The organism is Streptomyces sp. NPDC001904, assembly GCF_040297005.1.
GTDB lineage: Bacteria > Actinomycetota > Actinomycetes > Streptomycetales > Streptomycetaceae > Streptomyces.
Genome location: NZ_JBEOYI010000023.1, coordinates 101162 through 124583 on the forward strand (window position 1 = coordinate 101162; position 23422 = coordinate 124583).

Genomic DNA, 23422 nt, shown 5'->3' on the forward strand with positions numbered 1-23422 from the left:
CTGAAGTGGCAGGCTGTGCAAGGCAGTTCAGGCTGGCAGATGGCTCCGCGAAAGCGTCGCTGCTACCGTTCGATCCATGATGGTCAACATGCCCTCCGGGCTCGGCGGGCCAGCGCGGGACAGCTGGCTCATGCTGCTGTCGTCAGTCGACCCCTCGGAGAGTGACAGGCGAGCCTTCGACGGCTTGTACGCCAACTTCGGTGCCCGCGTGGACCTTTCGCCCGGCGATTGGGTTCTTTCGGTCATCGGCGAATCGGACCCCGTCGTCCAGGTCCGCCTGTACGAGGTGTCCGCCAGTGGTCGCCTCGAGGAGCGTGGTTCCTGGGCCGCGTCGGCCCAGCCCAATTGGATCCTTGAGGTGCGGGACAGCATCGCGGCCCTCGTCAATCCGAGCTATGAGGCGCTCATGCGGGCATACTAGAGCCCTGAAGGACGGGCAGCGATGGAGCAGGTCCGCAAGCGCCTCAACCCCTAGGCAGTTTCGTTTGGATCAGTCGGTCGTGGGACCGGGTGTGCCGTTGACTGATGGGACAGCTCAGCCCTACGGCAGTCGGCTGCGTTGGAGGCGGAGGCTAACGACCTCGTGCACGATAAGCATCGTCCCGGGTCAGCAGATCGTTCCATCGCTCAGCCCAGATCGCTGACCCGCGCGGATTTTGCGACAACGCTTATCGTGCACGAGCTCGTTAGGCGGACTTCGTCTTGGCCGTCTTCTTCGCCGCAGTCTTCTTGGCAGTCGTCTTCGCCGCCGTGCTCTTCTTGCTCGTGGTCTTCTTGGCGCTGCCCGTCTTGCTGGCCGCGGTGGTCTTCTTCTTGGCGCTCGCCAGGTCGTGGACTTCGGCCGGTTTCCCGTCCGTGCGGGACTTCTTCGCCTGGGCCACCGACTGCTCCAGGGCGGCCATCAGATCGACGACCTGGCCCGACGGTTCTGCTGGCTCTTGGGCCTGCGGGGGCTGCTCGCCGTGGGCCTTGGCGGCGATGACGTCTTCCAGGGCTTTGGTGTAGCGGTCGGTGGCCCACTCGGCGTCCTCGATGGCGTCGTCGCGGGTCATGGAGTCGATGAGCAGGACCGCCTCGTCGATCTCCTTGTCGGTGATCTCAACCGTCTTCGGCGCGAGTTCGTCGGGGGAGCGGATCTCGTCGGGCCAGCGCAGTGCGTGCAGGGCGATGACGCCCTCGAGAGCGCGCAGCAGCCCGAGCCGCTCGCGGCCGTGCCAGGCGAATTTGGCGATGGCGACCTTCTGGTTGCGCTCCAGGGCCTTGCGCAGCAGCACATACGGTTTCGTGGCGACCTGGCCGTCGACTTCGAGGAAGTAGCCGGCCGAGATCTGCAGCGGGTCGATCGTCTCGCGGGGCACGAACGCGACGATCTCGATCGCCTTCGCGGTGGGCAGTGGCATCTCTGCGAGGTCCTCGTCCGTGACGGGCACGATCTGGTCCGTGGAGATCTCGTAGCCCTTGCCGATCTCGTCGGCGGCGACTTCCCTGTCCTCGATCTCGCAGATCTTGCGGGTGCGGACCCGGCCCATGTCTTCCAGGTGGTACTGGTGGAAGCGGATGCTGTGGTCCTCGGTCGCCGTCACCACCTTCACGGGCACGTTGACCAGCCCGAACGAGATGGCGCCGGACCATACGGGACGGGGCATGACGAACCTCCGCAGTCAGCCCCGAGACCTCTCCAGCGTAGGGACAGACGGCACAGCGGGCATCCCGACGCAGGCGACCACCGGATGCCCGCAGCGGCCGCACCCCGGGCTCTACAGGTGAGCGATCCGGCTGTGCGGGGCGCGGTGCGCCCGCCGGTCGGGCAGCCGGCCGCCCAGCAGGATCAGCCGGGCGGCGCGGTGGCGCTGTCCGGCATAGGGGGCGAGCAGCTCCAGCATCGACGCGTCGGTGCCGTCCCTGCGGCCGGTGAGCGCGTAGGTGATCTGCACGGGCAGGTGCAGGTCACCGATGGTGAGGGCGTCGGGGGCGCCGAGCGTGCGCTGCAAGGTCTCGGCCGCGGTCCACGGCCCGATCCCGTCGATGGCCTGCAGCCGGGCCATTGCCTCCGGCAGCTCCATACGGGCCGCCTCCTCCAGGCGCTCGGCGCGCTGGCACGCCCGCAGGATCGCCGCCGCACGCGAGCGGTCGACGTGCGCGCGATGCCACTCCCAGGACGGGATCATCCGCCACACCCGCGCATCCGGAACGACCCGCATCCCCGCCGGCACCGGACCGGGCGCGGGCTCGCCGTAGCGGGCCAGCAGACGCCGCCACGCAGCGTGCGCACTGCCGGTCGTGATCCGCTGCTCCAGCACGCTGGGGATCAGCGACTCCATCACCAGCGCGGTCCGCGCCAGCCGCAGTCCCGCGTACTTCCGGTGAGCTGCGGCCACGACCTCGTGGTGGGGGATGAAGGCCGTTGGGTCGTCGTCGGTGCCGAGCAGCTGGGGAAGCGCGTCGAGCACCCACTCGGAGCCCGGCCCCCAGGCCTCCCCTACGACGTGGTCCGGGGCTGTCGGTCCCGTGCCAACAGCGGTGATCTTGAGGGTGGCGAGGCCTGCCGGGGTGCGGGTGGTGCGCCACCAGGTGCCGTCCGGTTCCTGTCGGCAGGTCGGATCGCCGCGGCCGCGGCGCAGCACCCGCAAGGTGCGGGAGAGGTCGTAGGGGGCGGGTGGTGCCCAGACGCGGCGGGCCATGTTCTTCAGGCTAGGCCGTCGGCCGTGCTCCCCGGCCTGTGGCCAGGAAATGGGGTGTGACGCACGTCAGACCCGCGCGGGGGTGGCAGCGGGTCTGACGGTGATCACCACGAGGGACGCGGTTTCCCAGTAAAACGATCGCTGCCCGTCCCGGACACGGCTCCCCGGAAGCCGCTACGCGGCGCGGCGCCTGCGCGCCGACGGCGAGCCGGCGTCGGGACGGCAACGGTCACCTCCTCGGGGAGGTCGTCGAAGAAGCCGTCATCATAAGCGGGGGCCACGAACAGGTTCTGCCACTGCGGCTTCGGCCCGACAGCTCCCGCCTTGCCCACCGTCTCCACCCGCCGGTGCTGCACCATCTCGTGCACGCGATCCCTCACTCATCCATGAATACGAGCGGCCGCTGACTTTCCCACGCGGCCCCAGCTGCAGGGCAGCCACCACTGACAGTGTCCTGTCGCACCCCAGAACTAACACCACATCCATGACCGAGGCACTCGACTTCCCCGCGGACCTCATCGACGCACAGCGAGAAATCCTGAAGATCCAGACCGACCTTCACGCGCTGCAGCAGAAGCTGGCCTGGTCACGCGAGCCCAACGATGCCATGAGGATCGACGGATGGCGGCCCTTCGAGCGGCCAGCCACCGACGGCTGGAGCGAGCAGCACGCTGTCACCGTCGACGAGCTGCGCGTCAAGGAGCGCGATCTCGCTACGTTCATCGTCTGCCACGCCCACTGGATGGCTTTCGAGGCTGCGGCCCAGGTCAAGCAGCGCAGGGTGCTCAAGCATCTGCCGCAGGTCCAGCCCGTGCACCACGTCGAGGCAGCCGGGCCGGGCGAGATCACCGAGGCCGCGTGACCGCTCACGCGCTCGAGCGCGGCTCGTGGCGTAGCGGAGCGTCCCTCACCGCTCGATGGCGATGAGGGCCGCGTGGTGCGCCTGTCCAGGGCCTGGTGACTTGATACCGCCGCCGCTAGGGGCGACTAGGTACACGGCCACTCCGGCCAGCCCCGGCCTCGACGCGAGCGCCCTTGTATCCCTAGCCGGACCGGTTAGGCGGGTGTGCCATCTTTGACGCGGGCATTACAGCCGTGACCGCCGCGCCACGCCGACAACTCTGGTGCCGGTCGCCACTCCCTGGGTGTGAGCGGCCTCCCGCCCGCCCACACCCAGGTCGAGCCGGGCCCGGTCGCCTTGCAGGAGGCCGACCGGCGCCTGGCCGTCATGGTTCAACTGCTGCTGTAGGCCGAGGGCGCCGCACGCCGACGGGCAGTTGAGCCTCGAGGTGCGTGAGGGCGTGGTGCGAGCAAGGTTGGGAACCTGGAGGCTCTGCGGAGTCGAGTCGCGGGAGGCGTTGTGGCGGTCGGATGGGTTCGGTTGATGGGAGCGGCTACGGCCATCTACGGGCTGAGCACTGTGGTCCGGCCGGCTGTGCTGGCCAAGCCCTGCGGCCTGAGTGAGCCGGACGGCTCGGTATCCGCGCCTACCGGTCTGCTGGTGCGTGCGATGGGCGCGCGGGATACCGCGATCGGCACCGCCATGCTGCTGGCCAAAACTCCCAGCGCATCCCGCACGGCGGCCGCCTGCCGTATTGCATCCGACCTGTCGGATGCTGCGCTGTTCGGCGCCTTCCTGCCAGACGTTGCGGCGCGGAAGAAGGCCGCGGCGGTCGCAGGTGGGTGGGGCCTGCTGTGCGCGCTGGCGGCTTGGGCGGCTGACTAACGGCAAAAGGCCGAAGCGCTCGGTCAAGACCGATCGGCCCCGGTGCCCGAGGCCATCAGATCTCCGGTCGCGCGCCGATCTCGATGTGACGGTGCCGAACGGCCCCCGATCTCTTCATGCACGCTCTTGGCGTGCTTGACCGGAGTGCGTCGCGGGACCTGTGACCGTGGCTGAAGACCTGCAGCGATAAGGCCTTTCGTATGGAAACAGCATTTACCGGAATGCTGTCACAGATCTGTGATATTTCATACGGAATGTCTTGATGTGCGGCTCCTAGCTTCATGAGTACGCGGTCCACACGACGCGTTCGACCCAGCCACCCCGCTCGACTCGTTCGACTCATGGAAAGGGGCCGGCGCATGCAGACCTCTCGTATGCTCCGCACGTCTCTGGCATCCGCCGTTCTCGGCCTCGGCGCCGTGACCGCCGTCGCCGCCACCGCCGAAGCCGCTCCAACGACCACCGCGCCCGCGGCCGTCGCCCAGCACGGCACCCCGGCAGGCCACACCGAAACCCTGCCGCTCAGCGACGGCAGTTCCGCGCACGTCACCCAGCTGGCCAACGGCACCTACCAGGCCTGGGTCACGCACAAGGGTGTGCGGATCGCGGCGCTCGATTCCGCGCACAAGTCGCAGCGCGTACACGGCTACACCTATGAGCTCAACCAGGCCAACGGCTTCGTCGGCGTGGTGCACCCCGGCGGCTGGCACAGCGAGCAGAACGTGCCGCAGCACCAGAGCAAGCACCACACGAATCAGACCGGCAAGACCCGCGACGTGCAGCTCGGTGGCGGCGCCATCGCCCACGTCACCAAGCTGCCCAACGGCACCTACCAGGCCTGGATCACCCGGCACGGAGTGCGCATCGCCGCCCTGGACGCCGGCCACAGCACAGCCGCCACCCACGGCCACCACTACACGCTCAACGGCCACACCGGGGCCGTCCACGTACGCTGACGCCCCACCTGTCCCGGCCTCGTGCTCCCAGCGCTGGGAGGACAAGGCCGGGACAGTCTCGGCCGACATGCCCGGCGGCTGGAGCGAGCAGGACACCGCCAGGATCGACGAGTTGCGCGGCCGGGAGCGGGAGCTCGCCACGCTCATCGTCTGCCACCAGCACTGCACATCCTTCAGCGGTCCCGACCGAGTCACGCAGCGCAGCAAGCTCAAGCACCGCCCTCAGACCCAGCCGGTGCACGACGTGGACAGCGACGGGGGACCGCCGGAGGTCGTAGAGGCGGTCTCACCCGCTGCGGAGATCACTCAGAGCGTCGGCACTGCGGCAGGTGGCGCGCTCACGGTGCGGGTCCGCATCCTCAATGCCATCCACAGGGCCACGAACCAGAGCACGCCCGTCCAACCGGCGAGCACGTTGACCACGATGACCAGCCACAGGCGCTCGATCCTGCGACGGTAGGCGATCATCGACGGCACGAAGAGAATGGCAAGCGCGGCGGCGAGCACAACGGCGCTGAGGAGGAACTCGATGGGCCCTATGCCAGAGAACATCACGTCACCCTAATGCAGCCTGCCTGACCGCTGCGGGCCACAAAATACTGCGGCGCGGCCGCTTCCACCCCGGATATAGGGGGAGCGCGAGGGGCGCACGGGGGCGGTGAAGGCGTAGTGCGGGTGAACTGTCAGTGGTGTCCGCTACGGTCAGCGATGTCTCGTTGGAGATCGCGTGCTCCCGCCTGGCTCCTGTGGTGAGTCAGGCGGGAGCGGTGCGCCCGCTCCCTTGGTTGTTCCCGGCACGGGAGGAGCGGGCCCTTCCGGATGGAAGGCCGACACCAAGGTGTCCGCCTCCCATTGGCGGGTGTGCGGAGCTCGATTGCAAGGAATTCCGGGAACTATTGACCCGCTCGATAAGCGAGTGATCACGGGCCGTGGGTGGAGCAGTCAGCTCCGGGCAACGGGCGACGGACTCCGACAGCCCTAGTGACGGCCTGGGACGCGCGCGGCTGTTGCTTCGGCAACATTGTTCCGTGAATCCATGATCACGTGGCGTAGCAACTCCCCGACGCGTAATGCTGGTTCACCTTCCCGGACGGACGAGGCCGGCACCTCGCCCCGGCCGGGAGTCTGCCGGCGTCCGGATGGGCCGGCAGTCCCGCAAGAGAGCAACCCGCCTCTTATGGCAGCCGACTCCCATGTCCCTGGAGTAGCACGTGAACCACCGCATATGGATCGTCACCGCCGCCGTCTCCGCGACCGCCTGCCTCGCCAGCATCGTGCTGGTGATCGCGGGCCAGGCCGCCGCGCTCGCCGTGCTGTTGGCACCGGCGCTCGCCGTGACCGTGCAGCAGCTTCTGCAGTGCCTGCGCACCCCGGCGCGCCAGGCATCCGCGGCCGAACAGGCCTCCGCCGAGCAGGGGGAGGACGTCACCTCGTGATCGCTCACCCTCCCCGTGGCGCGGACGATCCCCCCAGTACCGTGCCCGCCCGGCCCGGCCGCCCGCTGCGCGACATCGTCGACGACTGCAGCAGCGACCACCGCGCCTGGCTCAAGCCCACCCGCGAGGCCTACCTCCGCTCGACGCTGACGATGAGCGTGCTCAGCAGCCAGCTGCACATGGCCAAGTCCAAGATCAGCGAGTTACTCAGTGGCCGCCTCTACCCGCGCTGGGACCAACTGGCGTCACTGGCCGCCGCACTGTCGATCCCGACCGTCCCGCTCTACCGGCTCTGGATGCAGGCCGCCCCCGCGATCCGCCTGAAAACCCCCACCACCTGGAATCAGGAGAGAACCCCCACCACACAGCTCCAGCCCCCGGTGGACCACACAGCGTTCCGCGAACTGACCGACGACAACTACCACTTCTACGCCGGCGTCTTCCTGCCCGACCCGCAGCACCGCGCCGCGGTCCGCGACACCTACGACCAGCTGTGGCTGTCCTGGAACCAGGCCCTGGCCAGCGCCGACATCCGCCGCTACGCCTGGGACGTGCTGCGCACCACCGTGATGCGCCGCACCCCGCACATCGACAACCGCCCCCAGTTCGGCCACACCGCCTTCGACACCGTCGCCATGACCCGGCTGAACCGCCCCGACCACGCCCAAAGCGCCGTGGAGCAGTTCACCGAAACCCAGAACCTCTACCGCGCCATGAGCCGCCTGCCCGCCTCCCAGCTCGACGTCATGGTGCTCCGCTCCCTCGGCGGCCTGGACGAGGAAGCCGTCAGCAGCCTGCTCGGCGTCCCACTCGCCAGCGTCCGCTCCGACGAGCGCTACGCCACCCAGGTCCTCGCCCGCCTCCTGCGCTGCCCGCCGCCCCACTCGGAAGGGAACCGATCGTGACCACCACGACGTCGACCATCGAAGAGATCCTCGCCCGCGCTCTGTTGGTACGCGACCGCCACGTGCCGGCCGACATCGTCCCCACGACCACCCCTCTCCCGGACCCCGACCACGGACCGGGCGAGCGCCCGGGCCCGGCCCACGGAGCCAGGCCGGAGGCCGCCGAGGCAGATCAGGACCTGCGCACCCTGTGCGAGACGGTCGTATCGCGCACCACGGCCGAGGAGGTCGTCGACTTCGTCACCGAAGACCTGCCCGGCCCACGAGGAGCCCTCGTTCTGGCCTGCGTCCTGCAGCTCACCGACACCGACGACGGCGCCCGCTTCTGGTGGCAGTACGCGGCCGGCGCCGGCCAGAGCGCCGCGGCCTACTGCCTCTACCTCCACCACCGTTCCGCCGGCGAAGACGTCCTGGCCCGCTGGTGGCAGCAGCAGACCGATGCCATCGCCACCCCCGCCCACACCGACAACTACCCCTGCGCAGCGGACGACCAAGACGAGTGGTCCCCGGCCAACCACCGCCTGTCCGGCGCCGCCCCCACCACCGTCCTTCGGGTACTGCGCCACCTGGCCGGCCGCCGCACACGCAGCCTCGCCGTCACCCGCCTCATGGACTACCTCCCCACCGCAGTCGGAGTCGGCTACCTCCGCCACGACTTCGAAATCCCCCTACCCGGAGAGGACTTCGCCCGCCAGATCACCGACCTCGTCCTCGACGAGCTGCACTCCGGCAGCCCGGCGCAGGCGCCACCTCCGCGCTCAGACGAGGGCCCGGTGCGGAATCCAGCTACCAGCCGAGAAATCGCCGCGCCCAGCTCCAGCCGATCCGGGGGCGAATCTGCCGAGCCGACAGGCTCGTGGCTGCCGCGCCGTCCCCGCGGCACGTCCGACCCCGCAGGCAGGAACCCCCCGACGCCTGACCAGCCCGGTGACACAGCGGTCCACGCAGCAGGCTGAGCCAGGTAGTGCGACGCCACCAGCGATGCGCGGCGGCAGCGGACAACGAGGCGGCGCTGCCGCAAGCCGTACCAGTCACCATCGGGAGGCGTCAGCTCGGCGACCTCGCCGCCACCCTTGGGCCGGATCGGATTTGCCCACACCAAGAACGACGAGCGCGCGTCGCCGAAGGTGTCCACGACGGCAAGGGCTCTGGTCGCATCGGACGGCGTGGCCCGCTGACAGGCATTCGCCCGCGATCTGCGCGATCGCCTCTTGCTGGACGGCTACACGGCGCCACCAGCATCGTCACCCACGCGGGGAGCTGCCTGTGACGGCCAGAGGGACGGTCCGTGCGCCAGCGTGCGATTCAGGAGTGGGCTGGCGGCAGCAGCGATCCCAGAGGGCCGAGGTCCAGATTGAGGTCGCCCATCGTGAGGCCGTAGCGCTCACATAGTTCGGTCATGCGGTCCTCGAGGATCATAAGGGTCATGCCGACTCGCTCCTCCTGGTCCTCCGAGAGGTCTCCTTGGTCGACGCGGTGGACCGCGGTGCGTTCCATGAGCTGACGCAGGAGTTCCACGATGGTCAGGACCAACTTAATGAGGTCGCGTTCGACGGTGTCGGGATCGGTTTCCAGGCGCCGTGCCGGCCCGTTCGCCGTTCGGCCGTCTGCCTCCGGCCCCGCCGGAAGCAGGCCGAACGCGTCAGCCGCGGACTGCGCGACCTCCGCCAGTCGGTCGTCGGCCGACGCCATGGAGTTCTTCGGCTGCGCGCCGTCGGCACCGCCCACGGGATGCGCGGTGTCGGCGTCGTGGGGTGTGGGGCAGGCGGGCATAGCCGTTCTCCTTTGCGCGGCGCACGCGCTCGTGCGTGGCGGGCTGTTCATTCACCAGGGTGAGGGGCTGTCTGGGGTGATCGAGTGGATGACCGCGCGCAGGTTGACGCGTACGAGATCGACGTCGGCGATGGAGAGGACCAGGTCGCCGGTAAGCACGGCTCCGCCGGTCAGCAGGCGGTCGAGGAGGTCGATCAAAGCGATTTCTCGTCCTGCCGGGAGACTGTCCTCGAAACCCACGGTGGTCACAGCGGATCACGGTCGAGCCGGTGTGCGGCCGTGGCCACCTCCCGAGGAGCGGCAGGACCGCTGTCGCAGTCGCCTCCTGCGGCACGCGCCTCTTGGCCGGTGTGATTGGCCTGTGCCCACTCCGTGAACGAGTAAGGCACCCAGGGGCCTGTGACCTCGACGCTCACGCCAGGGGCTGTTCCGTTCGATGCGGTGACCGCGGCAGCGAAGTCTGCGAGGTCGGTTCGCGCCACCAGGTAGGCGTCGTTGACCAGGTTCTGTTCGCGGCGCGCGGTGAGTTCGGTGCCTTGAAGGCGGTGGGACACGTGAGCACGGGCGAACGCGGTGGCGCGGGCGTGTGCGTGTTGGGCTGCCTCGCCCGCGGCGCGGTAGGTGGAGGCGTGCCGGTCGCGCTGAGCGCGTCGTCGTTTGAGGTAATCCCGGCCGGGGCTGTGCGGGCGAGTGGCTCCAGGCGTGGCAAGAGACTCCTGGGCTGCGTCTGGATCAGCGTATACCTTGATGCCCATCTCGACGTGTTCCGCGAGAAGATGGAGCGCCCGGCGGAACGTGCCGGCGCGGTCGTCCAGCATGGCGAGGACCCCGGCCTCATCCACGTACACCGTCATCATGCGCAGCGGCAGCAGGGTGCTGAAGGCTGCCGCGGTCTCGACGCATTCGTGGTGTGCACGGGCCAACTCCTCCAAGCGGTCCAGGTCTTCCAGCTGTGCTTCCACGACGCCCGGCTCGAAGTCCGCACGCGGTACATCAGCTACGAGGGCGGCCAGCCCGTCGTCGTTGCGTATCAGACGTGGTGACCCGAAGAAGGTGTCGAGTTCGAGGACGCGCTGCTGCAGTGTCTCGTTGTCCTGGGCCACGGCGAAGACGTACACCAGGGTGGGGGCCGATGGGGAGAAATCGGAGCCGGGAGGCCCAGCTGTTCGGCCGTTGCTGAGATGGGTCACTGATCCGGATCTCCTTCCTTGCGAGGACGCCGCCGGACGGGTCCGGCGTCGGATCGCTCTTCGGTTGCGGGGGCGTTCTTGCGGACCGGACGCTTGCGCTGGAGCCTGGCTGGCGCGCCGTGGGTCTCGTCGTTCTCCGCAGGCGTCCGGTCCTGGGGCGGGCGCTGTGTGGACGGTCGCGCGGGCCTGCGCGCCGAACCACGGCGCTGCTCCGCGTCCGGTTCGGTGGCATGCCTGTCGCCGTTCCGCCTGCGTGCCGGTACCGGTTCGCGGTACTCCGCCACGCCCGTCGCCGGCACCTCTGCCCTCTCGGGCGCTCGCGGATCGGCCGCGGCTGGATCCGGCATATCCAGCGCCTGGTCGGGAGACGGGGACGGCAGGGCCTGGGCCGCGCGCAGCTGGGCCACTTCTGCCCGCAAGCGCTCGATCTCCACGGCCTGCCGTTCCCCGTCCTCGGTCACCTCAGGGCGAGCAGGTCGCGCGCGCGACGAGAGCGACGGGTCGTGCTCCCACCAGTCGATGCCCATCTCCTTCGCCTTGTCGACGGAGGCGACCAGCAGCCTGAGTTTGATGGTGAGCAGCTCGATGTCGAGCAGATTGATCTGGATGTCACCGGCGATGACGATGCCCTTGTCCAGAACACGTTCGAGGATGTCAGCCAGATTCGCCGACGATCCCTGCCGGTCGGACAACGCTGCTGCGGCGGAGCCGCCCGTGCGAGCGGCGAATGGTTCGGACAAGGGTCAACGCCTCCTGTCGGTCGGTCAGCGACGCGCCGCAGCGACGCGCCTGCGCTGAGCGGGCGCCTCGTCGCGGTCCTGGTCGCCATGGGCGATCGCGCGCGTGCCGGAGCGGCCAGCTCGCTCACCGTCACTTACGGGCCCGCGGGCCGCTGAGCTGTACTCGTCGTCCGCGTAGTCGTGGGAGTCCATGTCCTCCTCGCCGTCGGCGAAGTCGTCGAGCGTCTCCGCACGCCTGTCGTCGTCGTACACGCCGTAGTCGGCGTCGTCGTATGCGTCGTCCGCGGTGTCGTCGTATTCGTAGTCGCCCTCGTACTCCTCGCCCTCGTACTCCTCGCCGTCGTACGTCGAGTCCGCGCTGTCCGGCTCGTCGCTCTCCTCGTCGGCGAGTGCCTGCTCGTGGTCGACGACGACCTCGCCGTCGCGGATCTCACCGCGCCAGCCGTCGGTGGCCTCACCGCGCATCATGATGAACTTGCGGTAGAGCTTGAGGTCCAGGCGGGCGCGACGGCCCTGAGCCCGCCAGATGTTGCCCGTCTTCTCGAAGAGCCCCTTGGGGAAGTACTCGAGGACCAGCAGCACCCGCGTCAGGCTGTCGGTGATGCGATGGAAGGTGACGACGCCCTTGACGGTGCCCTTGGCTCCCTCGGTGGTCCAGGAGATGCGTTCGTCGGGGATCTGCTCGGTGACGTTCGCCTTCCAGCTCCGGGTGGACTTGGCGACCTTGACCGTCCAGTTGCTGGTGGTGTCGTCGGCCTTCTCCACGCTCACGACGCCCTTGGCGAACGTGCTGAACTCCTGGAACTGGGTCCACTGGTCGTACGCTTCCCGGACCGGCACACCGACGTCGATGTCTTCGCTGATGAGGACCGACTTCGACTTGCCGCCGCCGGACCTGCGTCCCTTGCCGAACAGGCCCTTGACCTTGTCGGTGACCGCATCCTTGACGTGCGAGGTCCCGGCGGCGAGCGCGGCCTGCGCGGGCGACTTTCCCTCGGCCAGAGCCTGTCCGCCCTTGGTGAGGGACTTCATGAGGCCACCGGAGCCGCCTGATCCGCCGTCGCCCAGCCGTGCGGCTGTCTCGCCGAGCTTGTGGCCGAGCGAGCTGACGGTGTGCTGGGCCCGGGCCTCGACGTAGTCGACGAGCTCCCTCTTGAGCCGGTCGGTGGCGGGATTGTCAGCCACGCTCTTCTTGATCTGCGTGAAGGTCGAGTCAGCCACGGTCGTCCCCCTTCTGCTGCCGGCCGGCGCCCGTGCGGGAGGTGCCGACGGACTTCGTGCCGCGCTGGGCCGAGGTCTTCTTCCGCGCGCCCGCAGTGGCTGAGGATGCGGAGCCCGACGTCTGCTTGCGCGATGCGGGGGACGTCGATCCGGAGGAGGAGCCGGTGGCCGGGCGGCGGGACGCCGTGGACTTCCTGGGCTCCGCCTTCGCCGTCCCTGTAGATCGGGAGCGCTCACGGGACCGGGCCGTCGGGCGCTCTGCCTCGACATCCTCCTGATCGTCCTGCTCTTCGGGTTCGTCCTGGTCGTCCTCGAGTTCGGCCGCATCCAGGTCGTCGCGGTTGTCGCTCTCGTCCTCGCCGTAGGAGTCCACGTCCTCGTACTCCGACGCCTCGTCGTACTCGAGCTCGGCGTCGTCCCCGTCCCATGCCTCGTCACCATCGCGACCGGCCTTGGTACCGGTGACCCTCCGCAGCGCCGTGGACCCCTTCGCCTTCGTGGTCTTCTTGGCGCGCTTGCCCGACTCCGAGGTCTCCTCCGCTACCGCCCCGGGGTCGGAGAGGCTGCGGGTGCGCTCGTGAAGCGAGTCGGACAGACGCGAAACGCGCTTGGTGAGAGCCGACGTGGCGGCCGTCCTGGTCGCCCCCACCAGTTCGGATCGCACCTGCTCGTTGAGGCCGGAGAGCAGTGGGCTGGAGTTGGCCATTTTCAGGAGCTGTTGCGGGTCGAGGCTCAGCTTCTTGCCGGCCAGGAACATACCGAGCCCGATGGCGAGCTTGGCCTTCTTGGTGCGGCCGAGAAGATAGCCCCCGACCAGGGCCGTGCCGATCTTGGCGTTGGACATCATGTGGTGAGCACCTCGCTGGTCATGTTCAAAACGGTGTATCGGTGAGCTGATGTGCAGGTGTGCCGGAACCTGAGGGGCCGAAGTGACGGGCGAGCCGGTCAGCTGGTGCTGCCGTTTGCGGCCATGCGCCGCTGCTGCGCCTCGAGTTCTTCGAGCCGATCGAGCAGCTCGTCCTCGCGGCGGTCGAACTCCTCGGCACCGATGCGCCCCTCGACCAGCTCCTGTTCCAGCGCGATCAGCTCGCGCTTGACCGGCGCCGGGTCGAAGAACTGTCGCTCGGCGGTGTCAGCCAGCTGCTGGGTGACCCAGAGCGCACCGCGCACCGGGGCCAGCGGCAGCGTCACCAGTTGACCGAACAGGCCCATGGTGGACACCCTCCTCAAACGAAGCTGTATGCAGGCAGTGGGCCGTGCAGGTGGTAGATGTAGGCATCACCGCGACTCTCGGCGTCCTCGTGGACGGCCTGCGAGAAGGAAGCGGCCTCGTCCCGTTCCACCAGGAACGACACATTGAGGAAGTGCGGTTCGGGTGCCTGAGCCGACGCGCTGTCCACCGCCGTCGGCGCGAGCGCGCCCACGATCTCGGCGGCGGTGCGGCGCTGCCGTTCCTGAATCTCCTGCGCGACCAACTCGCCGAGCCGGACCTTCGCGCCCTGGGCATCGGTGCTGCTGCGGGAATCCTCGTTCAGGCGGCGTGCCTCGGCGCTGCCTGTGAGGATCTCGCGCAGCAGGTCGTCCTCATCGCGTGCGACTTTGAGGTTGTACTCGAGGCGGCCGTCGAGGGCAGCGAGACGCTCGCGGTAGCTGTCCTGGTTCTCGACCAGGGCCGCCGCGACGGCGTCGTCATCTGGTCCCACCAGACCGAACTGCAGGGGCAGCACCGCACCGTCGGGCATGAGCCGTTGCAGGACGACATCGTGTGCGGCCAGGTCGCGGCGTTTGGCCCGCAGTCCCTCGGGAGCGGTGCTGACCACCGCTGCGAGACCTGCGGCGCGAATCACGCGAAGGTCGCTGCCTTCGGGCCCGACACCGTGCAGGTCGTCGAGCGGGAGTGGATGCTCGGCAGGGGTGATGGCGTAGACGTATGTCGACATGCTGGTCAGTCCTCTCGGTGGCGCGGAGCGGGACGGCGGCTGGCGGAAGCCTTGCGGGGCCGGGGCTCGGGCTCCTCGTCCGCATCAGACTCCTTGCCATTAGCAAACGAGTCGGCGAACGCCTCAACTGCGCCCGTCAGCGCCCCTTTTGACTTTCCCTTGGCGCCCTTTTCTGTCATGTCGCCTACCAGATCGGTCAGTTGGCTCGGGGCTTTTCGGCCGGATTCGAGGTCCAGGCGATTGCACGCCTCGGCGAATCGCAGATACGTATCCACGCTCGCCACCACGATGCGGACATCGATCTTGAGGATCTCGATTCCCACCAGGGACACCCGGACGAACGCGTCAATGACAAGGCCCTTGTCCAAAATGAGTTCGAGAACGTCGTAGAGGGTTCCGCCTCCTCCACCCCCTTGGGCCGTAGCCGGCGCACTGCTCTGCTGGACAACGCTCATAACTGGTCAGCTCCTCGATCGCAGGGAGACATGCATGCGGACCGGCGACAGGAACATGTGCGGGCCACCAGGAACCAGTGGCCGGCCCTGTCGGGTCGTCGGTAGAAAACTGCTGTTCAGCAACGTTTCTTGTGCCTCGCACAAGCCGCCGTCGGGCTCCTCAGCGACGGTCGATCTGCCCCTTGGAGTAGCGCTGCGTCTGTTCGTAGCCCAGCAGTTGTCCGTCGCTGTCCAGGTCGACGCGGTAGGTCGTCATGACGCTTGCCGTGTCGGGGATCCGCTCGATCTCCGTCACCTCCACGTGCGCCGTCCATCCATCGCCCGCGGGCTGGAGAGAGGAAACGGAGTGAGGTTCACGGCCGGTCAGTTCGGACAGCTGGATCGCCGCGGCCCGCAGTGCTGACCGTGGGTCTATTTTCGTGGACTCGGGCCTTCGTTCATCGAATTCCCCGGAGCGTGATGGCGCCATGGATAAAACCGCAATCCGTTGTACTTCTGTTCAGGGCGCCTCCGTTGTGGTGACGCTCCAGCCTGAGTGCCCTGGGCTGAAACCTGTATTCGGTGCATCCGCAAAGTTTCTGAGGCTGAGGCTGGATGTGGAGGCGAGAACGTAGTGACAGAGAGTGTTCTTCCGGTCAACGACCCATGCGGCGCCCGAGCGGGAAGCTATGCCTACCTGCTACATCCGACGCCGACAGCTCCAGGTGACCTATGGCACACGAGACGAGCGCAGCTGGCGCCGAGGGAGAGGATCACACCCATGTGGCGTTGTGCTCGTGTGCGGCAGAGCGGGCGAAGGCGTCCAGCGTGGAGGGCGCCGACGGCCTGCAAGTGACGGGCGGGGACCATGCGGACCCGTGCCACCGCTCCATCGGCCGGCATGTCGCGACGGTGCGGGGCGCGCTGCGCGCGCCGGTCGGGCAGCCGGCGACGGAGCTTGTGGATGCTCATGGCGGCCCCGGGCCTCGATGCCTGTTCGAAGAACGAGTACGCGGCATCGTCGCGGCCGCCGCCACAGCACGGGTATCGATGATCGAGGGTTCTACTCCCTTGCTTCCCACGGCAAATCCCGCCGCTCGACGACCTCGCGGTGCGGGTCGACAAGCCGGGAGCGATGCGGAACGCCCCGACCGAGGTGCCGGGCGAACGGCTCGCTCGGATCATGGCCGACACGGCGCGGGACAAGGGCACACCGGGCTGGAAGCGGAGTATCACAGCGAGGTGGCCGAGGTTAGGATCCGCTGTCCCTTCCCGTGCCTGCGCACGCCAAAAGGCGCAGAGCGTGTACGTAGCCGACCTCGCCACCGATCGGAACGACGGAACCTCACCTGCGGGACGCGCGGCGCTCGTCACGGGAAGTCGCGCCCAGCTGGGCGCGCCGGTCCTCCACGACGGCCGCACCAGCGTGGGTGCGATCACCGTCCACCATCGCCGGCCGGGACACCGGCTGACCGACAGCCGGAGGGCAGCACTGGAATCCTTGGCCGGGGTGCTCTCGGTGTGGCTCTCTGGTACCGGTGGGCCATCGTCCCGAACACGGAACACCTCCCCACCCGGGCCTCGTCGCTGCGGCCCAGGTCGCGCGGCTGACCTCTCTGTTGACCACGGGTGTGGGGGCACTCGGATGCTCGCTAGGGATAACAGGCGTTCACGAGTACGGCTGCCACACCCGTTCGGGGTGCCGCCTCTTCCCATGGAGCATCCATGATCACCCCATCACCTTCCGCCGCGCGTGCCCTGCTCGCTCAGTACGCCATAGCGCGCTTTCGCCTACGAGCAGTGCCCAGACGACAGGACCTCCCGCGCGCTCGAGGACATCACCTACACCCTGTACATCATGACCGCCTCGCGCACCGTCGCCGAGGAGCCGGCGGCAGCGGACGCACTGCTCGTGCAGGAGGCGGCGCCCAGCCTCCGTCCCGTCCCGGAAGCCGGCAGAAGAGCTGGCCGGGCTGTGATCCGGCGCTGGATACCGTGTCCGCCTCCCGGCGCCGCAGAGGCGTTCGGCGAACCGGCTCGCCTTCTCGGCTCCCCGGTCCGCCATGTGAGCGGGGTGGTACAGCAGCCTCAACACGATCGATCGATGATTTGCGCCATCGGCTGCTGCAGAAATCACGTCAGTGTTTGCTCGAATTTGCTTGGGTTACCTGTCGTGTCGAAGTCCTTGACCGAAGGGCCGAGCAGCGAGAGGAAATCAGGGCGCGTGGTGGATTGGTTTCGCAGGGGACAGGCCTGGCTCCAGAGGGCGTGGAACGCGTCCGGCCACGAGCGCAACACGATCCTGCTGATCGGTAAGTGCGTGCTCGCTTCCACCCTGAGCTGGTGGATCGCGCACGACCTCCTGAACGCGACGTCACCGGCATTCGCACCGTTCTCGGCAGTGCTGACCATGAACGTGACGGTATCCAAATCGGTGTGGCAGACACTGCGCTACATCGCGGCGGTCGTCGTCGGGGTCGCGGTGCAAGCTGCGATCGGATTCACGGCCGGTCCCGACTTGTTCGCGTTTGCGCTCGTCGCCGTAATCGCCCTGAGCCTGGGGCAGTGGCAGGCGCTGGGGGAGCAGCGTTCACAGGTCGCCACAGCAGCCTTCTTCGCGTTCTCCACCTACGCCGCGGCGGCCACGAACAGCGACCGAGTCGCCCAGCTGGGCCAGATCATCGTGCTGGTGCTCATCGGCTGCGGCATCGGAATGGTCGTGAACCTCTCCATCGCACCGCCGCTGCGCTACCGCAGCGCCGAGCAAGGGCTGCACGCCCTGGCCGGCGAGATGGTGTCGCTCCTCGACGACATGGCGAACGGTCTGTGCAGCGGAGACGTGGATGCCGACCGTGCTGACCGCTGGGTCGCATCCGGCGAGCGGGTGCAGGCCGCGGTACGACAGGCCCGGGCCGGCCTCGAGATGGCGGAGAGCAGTGTGTCCCTCAATCCCCGGCGCTTCCTGCCCGCCCACCGCAGCTATCTCACCTTCACCCGCTACCGACAGAGCCTGAGCGCCATGGAGCGCGCGGTCTATCAGCTGGCCTCGCTGACCCGCAGCCTCGGACGCTGGCGGGACAGCGAGAACACCTACACCTACGGCCCGGCCCTGACCGCCTACGCCGATTTCGCGGGGAGCCTGCGCGACATCGCGCAGGTCATCGCGGAACTCGACAGCGACACTCTGGCCGATCAGGCCGATGAGATGTGCAAGCTGGCCGCCACCGCCCAGAAAGCGCTGCAGAAGGTTCTCGATGCCGCAGACAAGAGCCAGCTGCCGCTCGCTGATGCGTCCCGTCCTTACGGCGTCCTCATCGTCGAGGCCACGCGCCTGATGGAGGAGTTCCAGAACACCTGCGACGTCCTCAAAGACACCGCTGAGATGTAAGGGACTGATCTGCTTCGGCGTGCAGCAAGTCCGGCGATGCGAGGGATCTTCTGAGCCCCCGCAACGGTCGCAGGAGCCGTTCGGCCCTCCCGGCTGTGGTTTCAACCGGGAGAGCCTCGACGCTGCCGACCTCCGGAGGATTTGCAGACGCACAACGTCGTCCCGGTCCAGTTCCCAAGCAGGCAGCCCTCACACGCACCAACACGATGTCGGGTGAAGCACCCCCATGGCAGGACTCCGCCGCCCGGTCCCATGAGCAGCAATTCCCGCGGGTAGAATTGTGCCGGAGTGCTTCGGAAGGCAGGCATTCCTCTGTCGCATGGCGAGACGGCGACCACACACAAGTGGTCGCCGTCTCGCCATGCGACAGCCATGCAACTGTCCACGACCCGGCCGCTCAAGGAGGCTGCCGTGCACTCTCAGCACCCCCCTGCTGGCCCCACCAGCACCAGTACCGAAAAAGCAAGCCGGGACGAGGAGATCGAATCCGACCCGTCCGCAGAGGATGAGCTCGACCTAATGGGAAGCCTGCGCGAGCAGGCAGCGAGCCTGAACGCCGCGTGGTTGGCGCGCTCCCGTGTCTCTTACGCTCAGGGCCTACTGGTGGGCCGGTACCGGCTGACACACCCGGAAGAAGCATTCGCCTTGATGCGGCAGGCGTCGCAGCGGATGAACGTCAAGCTGCACCAGCTCGCTGCCGCACTGGCCGACACCCGAGCCCCAGCACCGGACGCAGCCTCCTGGTTTCCCAGAAGGACCGCCCGCCCCGCCCCACCACTGACTGCCATCGGCACACCTGCACCCAACCCGCGCAACCAGGGCGAGGTCCTCTCGGCTGCTTTGCGCCGCGTGCTGCAGGTGACCGGAGGGGCCATGGGCAACGTCCAGCTGTACGAGAGTGGCGTCCTGCGCATGGAGCAGCAGCACGGGCATACACAAGCCTTCCGCGACTTCTTCGCCTTCGTCGAGGACGGCACCTCCTGCTCCCGGGCGGCCGTCTCCGACAAGCAGGTCACCGTCCTGAACATGCACACCACCACCGTGTTTGACGACGAGACCCGCCAGGTCCTTCTAGATGCCGGCAGCCGCGCCTGCCACAGCGTCCCCCTGCCGGGACCTGACTGCGTGGTGCGGGGCGTGATCTCCAGTCATCACCACGAGCCTTTGGACCCCTTGCCCCAGCAGCAGCTGGAAGAACTCGAGCGCCTACGACACCTGGTGGGAGCCTGGCTGGCGTGGCACCAGCAGACCATCGTTCTGGACGCACTGGAACACATCCACCAGTCAGCCCGAGCCAACAGCGCCTGATGCGGAACAACTTCATCACAATCCCCTGCGGCTTCGCAGCACACTGCCTGGGAAGGCAGACCACCCTGCGATTCAGCGGGCGATCGAGTTGCTCACAGGTCGCAGGTATCGGTTGTGAGCACCGCCTCTCGTGAGCCCGGGCGGCATCCTTTTCGCCACTTGGCTCGAAGGCTTTACGCCCGCAACTGCGGATCACACTGAAGCGGAAACGATCGGCGAAGCCGTCCTGAACGCCGCCGGAATCCGATCCGGCTCCAGCGTCCCCGCCCCGGGCCGTTGTTGATGAGTCGTCGCGGGCCCGACCGTGGACACCCCACTGCTGGGCCGCATCGCCGCAGGCGTTCCGACCACCGCGGAGCAGCACGTCGAGAGCGTGCTCACTCTTCCGCGGGAACTGGTCGGCTCGGGTGAGGTGTTCGCCCTGAGACTGCGTTGGCGATTCGATGACGGGCGCCCACATCCTCGACGGCGACACCGTCGTCGTGCGCGCCCAGGCCCAGGCCGAGACCGGCGAAGTCGTCGCCGCCATGCTCGACGGCGAAGCGACCGTCAAACGGCTCAAGCGCGACGGCGCGCACGTGTGGCTGATGGCGGAGAACCCGGCCTACGCGACACGCGTTTCATACCTCACGTGGGCCACGTTGCCACTCCTGTGCTCTGCGCGGTGCATGGCCGCTCGTGGCTGTGTTCTGCGCGATGCATCACGAAGCGGGGTTGGGTTTGGGTCGAGGTGTGTGGCCTGGTGGCGTAGAGGAAATGCGCTGGTCGCGATCCGGTTGAGCGGCTTTTTCGGGGGAGCCTGGGAGCGGGTAGTGCCGGCCGCGTTGAGCTCCCCTGCACGGCCGGTCCTGCCCGGGCTGTGGCGTCGACGCCATGGGATCCCCCGGTTGCCGCCGCTGCGGCGGCGGCAACCGGGGGCACGCGGGACCGGTGCTCTCCCATCGGTCCCGCGTGTGAGGTGCCCTCCTGGCATGGGGGCAGGGCTGCGGGAGTTGCCGTGCCTACCGGTCATGTCAGGAGGGCGGAGGCTGGAGCCGTGCAGTCGGCGATACGGCTCCAGCCGGCCTCAGGGTCGGCTCGGGGCTGGGAGCCAGGCAGCCAGGGTCGCTCAACTCGCCTTCCCTGCGCAAGCAGAGAGCGTTGCCCGGACGAGCGGAAGCAGTGTGTCGGGCTGGCAGGATCAGCTGCCGGGTGGGGTGGATCAGGTACCTGTCGCAATATTGAGGATGATCGCCAATTTGACCTTAGTCCGCAAAATTGAGACAATGATGCTGTGCCGGATGTAGATGACGAGCGTGAACTTGCCGCCGCGGTTGCCGCGTTGAAGGTCGCCGAGGAGCGCCTCACCGCCGCGCTCAGTACGTTCCTTGCACGTGATCCGGTGACGGGCCGTCCCGTGCACGGCCGGATCGGTCGCGCGGCGGAGATCACCGGCTGGGGGCAGCAGCGGGTGAAGGAGATCGTCACCCCGGAGCTGGCCGAGCGGCGACGTGGTCAGCGGGCCGAGGAGCGCCGCCGGTGAGCGACTTCGACGCGATCGACTCCCTGCTCGCCTCCGTCGCACCCGAGGCCGACCTCCCGGAGGCCGAGGTGCGGCGTGAACTGCGTGAGCAGGCCGGTCTGTCCAAGGCGCAGGTGGCCCGCGCGCTCGAGGTGAGTCCTTCCACGCTGAGTGCCTGGGAGACGGGTGACCGGGAGCCGTCCGGCGAGACGCGCACCCGGTACGCCTACCTCCTGGACGGCCTTGCGCAGAAGCTTGGCCAAGAGCCGCCGACCGAGCCCTCGGCTCCAGCCGCCGACGAGACGCCGTCCGACCCACAGCCCGAATCCGCATCCGGCCAGCCCGCAGACAACGACGACGATGCAGACGACGTCGAGGCACTGACCGCCCCGGAGCCGTGCGTACTGTGCGGGGCTCCGGCCGGTCATCGCGTCGCGGGTTTCCCGCAGCACCTGGACGCAGCCGACTGCCAGCACTCGGCCCCAACCGCCGAAGCCACTGCGCCCACCCCGTCCCCGGAGCCCGCCTCCGCGCGGCCACCGAGGACTTCGACCGGTACCCGACCGGCTCGCCAGGGTCACACGGCCGCCCGGCCGAAGCCGCCGACGCGCCGCGCCTTCCAGCCCGCAGACGAGTCGGCTGGTCTGATCGGCAAGGCGGTCCAGGCCGCGCTCGCCGAGCACCAGGGCGACGTCGAGAGCGCCACTGCGGCGTTGGTGAAGAAGGCGATCCCGGACGCGATGGCGTTGCTGGACGCCACGCGTATCGGTGGCCGCTACGACGTGATCGCGCACCCGTGGATGCCGGACATCTTGAAGAAGCAGAGCTCTCACGGTGCCGATCAGGTGTGGGAGGCCCGTCCCAAGTGGACGCGGGCCGAACTGCCGCCCGGTGAGCACGAGGTGACCGCGCTCGACATCAACGGCGCGTACCTGTCCGCGTTGAAGACGCATCTGCCGTTGGGCCAGCTGGAGCACTCCGCCGGCGGCGTCGGACACGACCGCCGCCGGGCGGGCGTGCACCTGATCACGCCGCCGCACTGGGGTCACGAGGACGTGCTGCCGAACCCGATCGGGCAGCGCGACGAGCCCGGTCCGCTTTGGGTGACGGAGCCGACGCTGCGGCTCCTGCAGCGTCTGTCGGGTCCGAAGTACGGGCTGTGCGAGCCGCCCGAGATCCACGAGTCCTACACCTCGGGCGCGACCGAGGGGCTTCTGGAGAAGTTCCGCATCGCACTGAAGGACGCCCGGGACACCGCGATCGCCGAGGGCGACGAGGTGACACTGGAGTACGTGAAGGCGATGTACTCCAAGTTCGTGTCCACGATGGGGGAGTCGAACTACAACCGGGAGCTCTACCGCCCCGACTGGATGCACCTGATCCGCTCGCAGGCCTTCGCCAACCTGTGGATGAAGGCCCTCAAGGCCCACGAAGAGGGTCTGACCGTCGTCCGTGCGATGGGTACCGACGAGCTCCACGTCATCGGGGAGTGGCGGACGATCCTTCCCGAGGGTCGTGGTGTGGCCGAGGTCAAGGTCAAGGACCTCTACACTGCAGGCTCCGCAGCCCACCCGGCCCCGGCCCCGGTCTCAGAATCTGGAGGGGGAGAGTAAGTGCCCGACAGGAACATGGAGTTCGGCAAGTTCGGTGCCCAGGGCGTCAAGGGCTACGAGGCTGCGGCCCGGCAGCTTGATGCGCTGGTGGAGTTCATCGCCACCCCTGTCACCCAGCGCCGTGGCATGCTGGCCCGCCTGCACTACCTCACCCGTTCCGAGCGGGCGAAGACGGCTGCCCGGGCGGCCGGCCTGAACGTCACCGACCGCACCCTGAAGCGGTGGGCCGAGGGCAAGGCGGCCCCGTCGAAGAAGAGCCTGGCCCAGCTCGAGGCCGCCTACCTGCAGGTGCGCCGCCACAACGTGGCCCGTCACCTGCTGCAGCGCCTGAACAAGGACGGCCGCGGCACCCGCGTGGAATTCCACCCGCTCAACCAGTCCCAGGTGAACCGCCCCCACGTGCGGGCGGTCTCCTTCCGCACCCTGAACGTGCGGAACTGGGAGCGGATGGTCGAGGCGTGGGCGGCCGACGACGACGAGGCCATGGACGCTGCCTGGTTCGACGACATCACCGCCGACCTCGGCTCCGACTACGGCGCCTACGAATACGTCATGAACATCGGCTTCGCCGCCTGAGCTTGTTCCGACTTCTGGGGGCTTCCGGTCAGCG

Annotated in this window: 27 protein-coding genes and 3 pseudogenes; 16 read left to right on the plus strand and 14 right to left on the minus strand. The window is 68.4% G+C overall.

Annotated elements, in window-relative coordinates:
• Positions 1 to 76: 76 nt before the first annotated feature.
• Positions 77 to 421, plus strand: a complete 345-nt coding sequence (locus tag ABT127_RS29975; RefSeq protein ID WP_351456617.1) for a hypothetical protein — start codon at positions 77 to 79, stop codon at positions 419 to 421.
• A 265-nt stretch (positions 422 to 686) separates the two neighbouring features.
• On the opposite strand, the gene ku is transcribed toward ABT127_RS29975, so the two are convergent.
• From ku to ABT127_RS29990, 3 genes are all read right to left on the minus strand, one after another.
• Positions 687 to 1646, minus strand: coding sequence for a non-homologous end joining protein Ku (gene ku / locus ABT127_RS29980; protein WP_351456620.1), 960 nt, complete (start codon positions 1644 to 1646; stop codon positions 687 to 689).
• Between the two features lie 111 nt (positions 1647 to 1757).
• The gene (locus ABT127_RS29985) at positions 1758 to 2681 is read right to left on the minus strand and encodes a DNA-3-methyladenine glycosylase family protein (RefSeq protein ID WP_351456623.1); all 924 of its coding nucleotides are present in this window, start codon (positions 2679 to 2681) and stop codon (positions 1758 to 1760) included.
• 104 nt (positions 2682 to 2785) lie between these two features.
• A complete protein-coding gene (locus tag ABT127_RS29990) occupies positions 2786 to 3049 on the minus strand; it encodes a hypothetical protein (RefSeq protein ID WP_351456625.1) in 264 nt (87 codons plus the stop codon).
• 116 nt (positions 3050 to 3165) lie between these two features.
• On the opposite strand from ABT127_RS29990, the gene ABT127_RS29995 reads away from it, so the two are divergent.
• The 4 genes and pseudogenes from ABT127_RS29995 to ABT127_RS39385 form a co-directional block, all read left to right on the plus strand.
• Positions 3166 to 3543: a DUF8825 domain-containing protein gene (locus tag ABT127_RS29995; protein WP_351456627.1), complete on the plus strand. Its 378-nt coding sequence runs from the start codon at positions 3166 to 3168 to the stop codon at positions 3541 to 3543.
• A 573-nt stretch (positions 3544 to 4116) separates the two neighbouring features.
• The gene (locus tag ABT127_RS30000) at positions 4117 to 4407 is read left to right on the plus strand and encodes a hypothetical protein (RefSeq protein ID WP_351456630.1); all 291 of its coding nucleotides are present in this window, start codon (positions 4117 to 4119) and stop codon (positions 4405 to 4407) included.
• A gap of 359 nt (positions 4408 to 4766) precedes the next feature.
• Positions 4767 to 5363, plus strand: a complete 597-nt coding sequence (locus ABT127_RS30005) for a hypothetical protein (protein WP_351456633.1) — start codon at positions 4767 to 4769, stop codon at positions 5361 to 5363.
• Between the two features lie 43 nt (positions 5364 to 5406).
• A pseudogene (locus tag ABT127_RS39385) lies at positions 5407 to 5568 on the plus strand (DUF8825 domain-containing protein); the annotation flags it as partial.
• 101 nt (positions 5569 to 5669) lie between these two features.
• Here the strand turns inward: ABT127_RS39385 and ABT127_RS30010 are convergent.
• The gene (locus ABT127_RS30010; RefSeq protein ID WP_351456635.1) at positions 5670 to 5915 is read right to left on the minus strand and encodes a superinfection immunity protein; all 246 of its coding nucleotides are present in this window, start codon (positions 5913 to 5915) and stop codon (positions 5670 to 5672) included.
• 659 nt (positions 5916 to 6574) lie between these two features.
• Here ABT127_RS30010 and ABT127_RS30015 point away from each other — a divergent pair.
• From ABT127_RS30015 to ABT127_RS30025, 3 genes are read left to right on the plus strand one after another with little or no spacing between them, the layout of a single operon-like run.
• On the plus strand, positions 6575 to 6799 hold the full coding sequence (locus tag ABT127_RS30015; RefSeq protein ID WP_351456638.1) for a hypothetical protein: 225 nt from the start codon (positions 6575 to 6577) through the stop codon (positions 6797 to 6799).
• A gap of 41 nt (positions 6800 to 6840) precedes the next feature.
• A complete protein-coding gene (locus tag ABT127_RS30020; RefSeq protein WP_351456641.1) occupies positions 6841 to 7704 on the plus strand; it encodes a sigma-70 family RNA polymerase sigma factor in 864 nt (287 codons plus the stop codon).
• Positions 7701 to 8660, plus strand: coding sequence for a hypothetical protein (locus ABT127_RS30025; RefSeq protein WP_351456644.1), 960 nt, complete (start codon positions 7701 to 7703; stop codon positions 8658 to 8660). The genes ABT127_RS30020 and ABT127_RS30025 overlap by 4 nt, the downstream gene beginning before the upstream one ends.
• 349 nt (positions 8661 to 9009) lie before the next feature.
• Here ABT127_RS30025 and ABT127_RS30030 read toward each other — a convergent pair whose 3' ends face one another.
• The 10 genes from ABT127_RS30030 to ABT127_RS30075 all read right to left on the minus strand — a co-directional run bounded on the left by ABT127_RS30030 (position 9010) and on the right by ABT127_RS30075 (position 15492).
• On the minus strand, positions 9010 to 9396 hold the full coding sequence (locus ABT127_RS30030) for a gas vesicle protein K (RefSeq protein WP_351456738.1): 387 nt from the start codon (positions 9394 to 9396) through the stop codon (positions 9010 to 9012).
• Positions 9397 to 9528: 132 nt separating this feature from the next.
• Positions 9529 to 9726: a gas vesicle protein gene (locus tag ABT127_RS30035; RefSeq protein WP_351456646.1), complete on the minus strand. Its 198-nt coding sequence runs from the start codon at positions 9724 to 9726 to the stop codon at positions 9529 to 9531.
• Complete coding sequence (locus ABT127_RS30040; protein WP_351456649.1) at positions 9723 to 10667, minus strand: GvpL/GvpF family gas vesicle protein; 945 nt, start codon at positions 10665 to 10667, stop codon at positions 9723 to 9725. The genes ABT127_RS30035 and ABT127_RS30040 overlap by 4 nt, the downstream gene beginning before the upstream one ends.
• A complete protein-coding gene (locus ABT127_RS39390) occupies positions 10664 to 11407 on the minus strand; it encodes a gas vesicle protein (protein WP_502971805.1) in 744 nt (247 codons plus the stop codon). Before ABT127_RS39390 ends, ABT127_RS30040 begins: the two co-directional genes overlap by 4 nt.
• 24 nt (positions 11408 to 11431) lie before the next feature.
• Complete coding sequence (locus tag ABT127_RS30050) at positions 11432 to 12628, minus strand: SRPBCC family protein (RefSeq protein ID WP_351456652.1); 1197 nt, start codon at positions 12626 to 12628, stop codon at positions 11432 to 11434.
• On the minus strand, positions 12621 to 13475 hold the full coding sequence (locus tag ABT127_RS30055) for a TFIIF alpha subunit family protein (protein ID WP_351456654.1): 855 nt from the start codon (positions 13473 to 13475) through the stop codon (positions 12621 to 12623). The genes ABT127_RS30050 and ABT127_RS30055 overlap by 8 nt, the downstream gene beginning before the upstream one ends.
• Positions 13476 to 13573: 98 nt before the next feature.
• A complete protein-coding gene (locus ABT127_RS30060) occupies positions 13574 to 13840 on the minus strand; it encodes a gas vesicle protein GvpG (RefSeq protein WP_351456657.1) in 267 nt (88 codons plus the stop codon).
• 14 nt (positions 13841 to 13854) lie between these two features.
• Positions 13855 to 14568: a GvpL/GvpF family gas vesicle protein gene (locus ABT127_RS30065; RefSeq protein WP_351456660.1), complete on the minus strand. Its 714-nt coding sequence runs from the start codon at positions 14566 to 14568 to the stop codon at positions 13855 to 13857.
• Between the two features lie 5 nt (positions 14569 to 14573).
• Positions 14574 to 15023, minus strand: a complete 450-nt coding sequence (locus ABT127_RS30070) for a gas vesicle structural protein GvpA (RefSeq protein ID WP_351456663.1) — start codon at positions 15021 to 15023, stop codon at positions 14574 to 14576.
• 160 nt (positions 15024 to 15183) lie between these two features.
• Entirely contained in the window at positions 15184 to 15492 is a 309-nt protein-coding gene (locus tag ABT127_RS30075; RefSeq protein ID WP_351456666.1) for a gas vesicle protein GvpO, read from the minus strand.
• 693 nt (positions 15493 to 16185) lie between these two features.
• On the opposite strand from ABT127_RS30075, the gene ABT127_RS30080 reads away from it, so the two are divergent.
• The 8 genes and pseudogenes from ABT127_RS30080 (at position 16186) to ABT127_RS30110 (ending at position 23388) form a co-directional block, all read left to right on the plus strand.
• On the plus strand, positions 16186 to 16731 hold the full coding sequence (locus ABT127_RS30080) for a GAF domain-containing protein (RefSeq protein ID WP_351456669.1): 546 nt from the start codon (positions 16186 to 16188) through the stop codon (positions 16729 to 16731).
• Between the two features lie 87 nt (positions 16732 to 16818).
• Positions 16819 to 16905: pseudogene (locus tag ABT127_RS39395) on the plus strand (DUF5133 domain-containing protein); the annotation flags it as partial.
• A 201-nt stretch (positions 16906 to 17106) separates the two neighbouring features.
• A complete protein-coding gene (locus ABT127_RS30085) occupies positions 17107 to 18390 on the plus strand; it encodes an FUSC family protein (RefSeq protein WP_502971808.1) in 1284 nt (427 codons plus the stop codon).
• A gap of 411 nt (positions 18391 to 18801) precedes the next feature.
• On the plus strand, positions 18802 to 19698 hold the full coding sequence (locus ABT127_RS30090; protein WP_351456675.1) for an ANTAR domain-containing protein: 897 nt from the start codon (positions 18802 to 18804) through the stop codon (positions 19696 to 19698).
• Positions 19699 to 20011: 313 nt separating this feature from the next.
• Positions 20012 to 20306: pseudogene (lexA, locus tag ABT127_RS30095) on the plus strand (transcriptional repressor LexA); the annotation flags it as partial.
• Between the two features lie 665 nt (positions 20307 to 20971).
• Positions 20972 to 21220: a hypothetical protein gene (locus ABT127_RS30100; RefSeq protein WP_351456678.1), complete on the plus strand. Its 249-nt coding sequence runs from the start codon at positions 20972 to 20974 to the stop codon at positions 21218 to 21220.
• Positions 21217 to 22812: a helix-turn-helix domain-containing protein gene (locus tag ABT127_RS30105; protein ID WP_351456681.1), complete on the plus strand. Its 1596-nt coding sequence runs from the start codon at positions 21217 to 21219 to the stop codon at positions 22810 to 22812. The genes ABT127_RS30100 and ABT127_RS30105 overlap by 4 nt, the downstream gene beginning before the upstream one ends.
• A complete protein-coding gene (locus ABT127_RS30110; RefSeq protein WP_351456684.1) occupies positions 22813 to 23388 on the plus strand; it encodes a transcriptional regulator in 576 nt (191 codons plus the stop codon).
• Positions 23389 to 23422: the final 34 nt, after the last annotated feature.

Coding starts and splice junctions, on each gene's coding strand:
- ABT127_RS29975 (WP_351456617.1), top strand. CDS start 77: ATGATGGTCAACATGCCCTCCGGGCTCGGCGGGCCAGCGCGGGACAGC.
- ku (WP_351456620.1), bottom strand. CDS start 1,646: ATGCCCCGTCCCGTATGGTCCGGCGCCATCTCGTTCGGGCTGGTCAAC.
- ABT127_RS29985 (WP_351456623.1), bottom strand. CDS start 2,681: ATGGCCCGCCGCGTCTGGGCACCACCCGCCCCCTACGACCTCTCCCGC.
- ABT127_RS29995 (WP_351456627.1), top strand. CDS start 3,166: ATGACCGAGGCACTCGACTTCCCCGCGGACCTCATCGACGCACAGCGA.
- ABT127_RS30005 (WP_351456633.1), top strand. CDS start 4,767: ATGCAGACCTCTCGTATGCTCCGCACGTCTCTGGCATCCGCCGTTCTC.
- ABT127_RS30010 (WP_351456635.1), bottom strand. CDS start 5,915: ATGTTCTCTGGCATAGGGCCCATCGAGTTCCTCCTCAGCGCCGTTGTG.
- ABT127_RS30030 (WP_351456738.1), bottom strand. CDS start 9,396: ATGGCGTCGGCCGACGACCGACTGGCGGAGGTCGCGCAGTCCGCGGCT.
- ABT127_RS30055 (WP_351456654.1), bottom strand. CDS start 13,475: ATGATGTCCAACGCCAAGATCGGCACGGCCCTGGTCGGGGGCTATCTT.
- ABT127_RS30060 (WP_351456657.1), bottom strand. CDS start 13,840: ATGGGCCTGTTCGGTCAACTGGTGACGCTGCCGCTGGCCCCGGTGCGC.
- ABT127_RS30065 (WP_351456660.1), bottom strand. CDS start 14,568: ATGTCGACATACGTCTACGCCATCACCCCTGCCGAGCATCCACTCCCG.
- ABT127_RS30070 (WP_351456663.1), bottom strand. CDS start 15,023: ATGAGCGTTGTCCAGCAGAGCAGTGCGCCGGCTACGGCCCAAGGGGGT.
- ABT127_RS30075 (WP_351456666.1), bottom strand. CDS start 15,492: ATGGCGCCATCACGCTCCGGGGAATTCGATGAACGAAGGCCCGAGTCC.
- ABT127_RS30080 (WP_351456669.1), top strand. CDS start 16,186: ATGGCCGACACGGCGCGGGACAAGGGCACACCGGGCTGGAAGCGGAGT.
- ABT127_RS30085 (WP_502971808.1), top strand. CDS start 17,107: ATGATTTGCGCCATCGGCTGCTGCAGAAATCACGTCAGTGTTTGCTCG.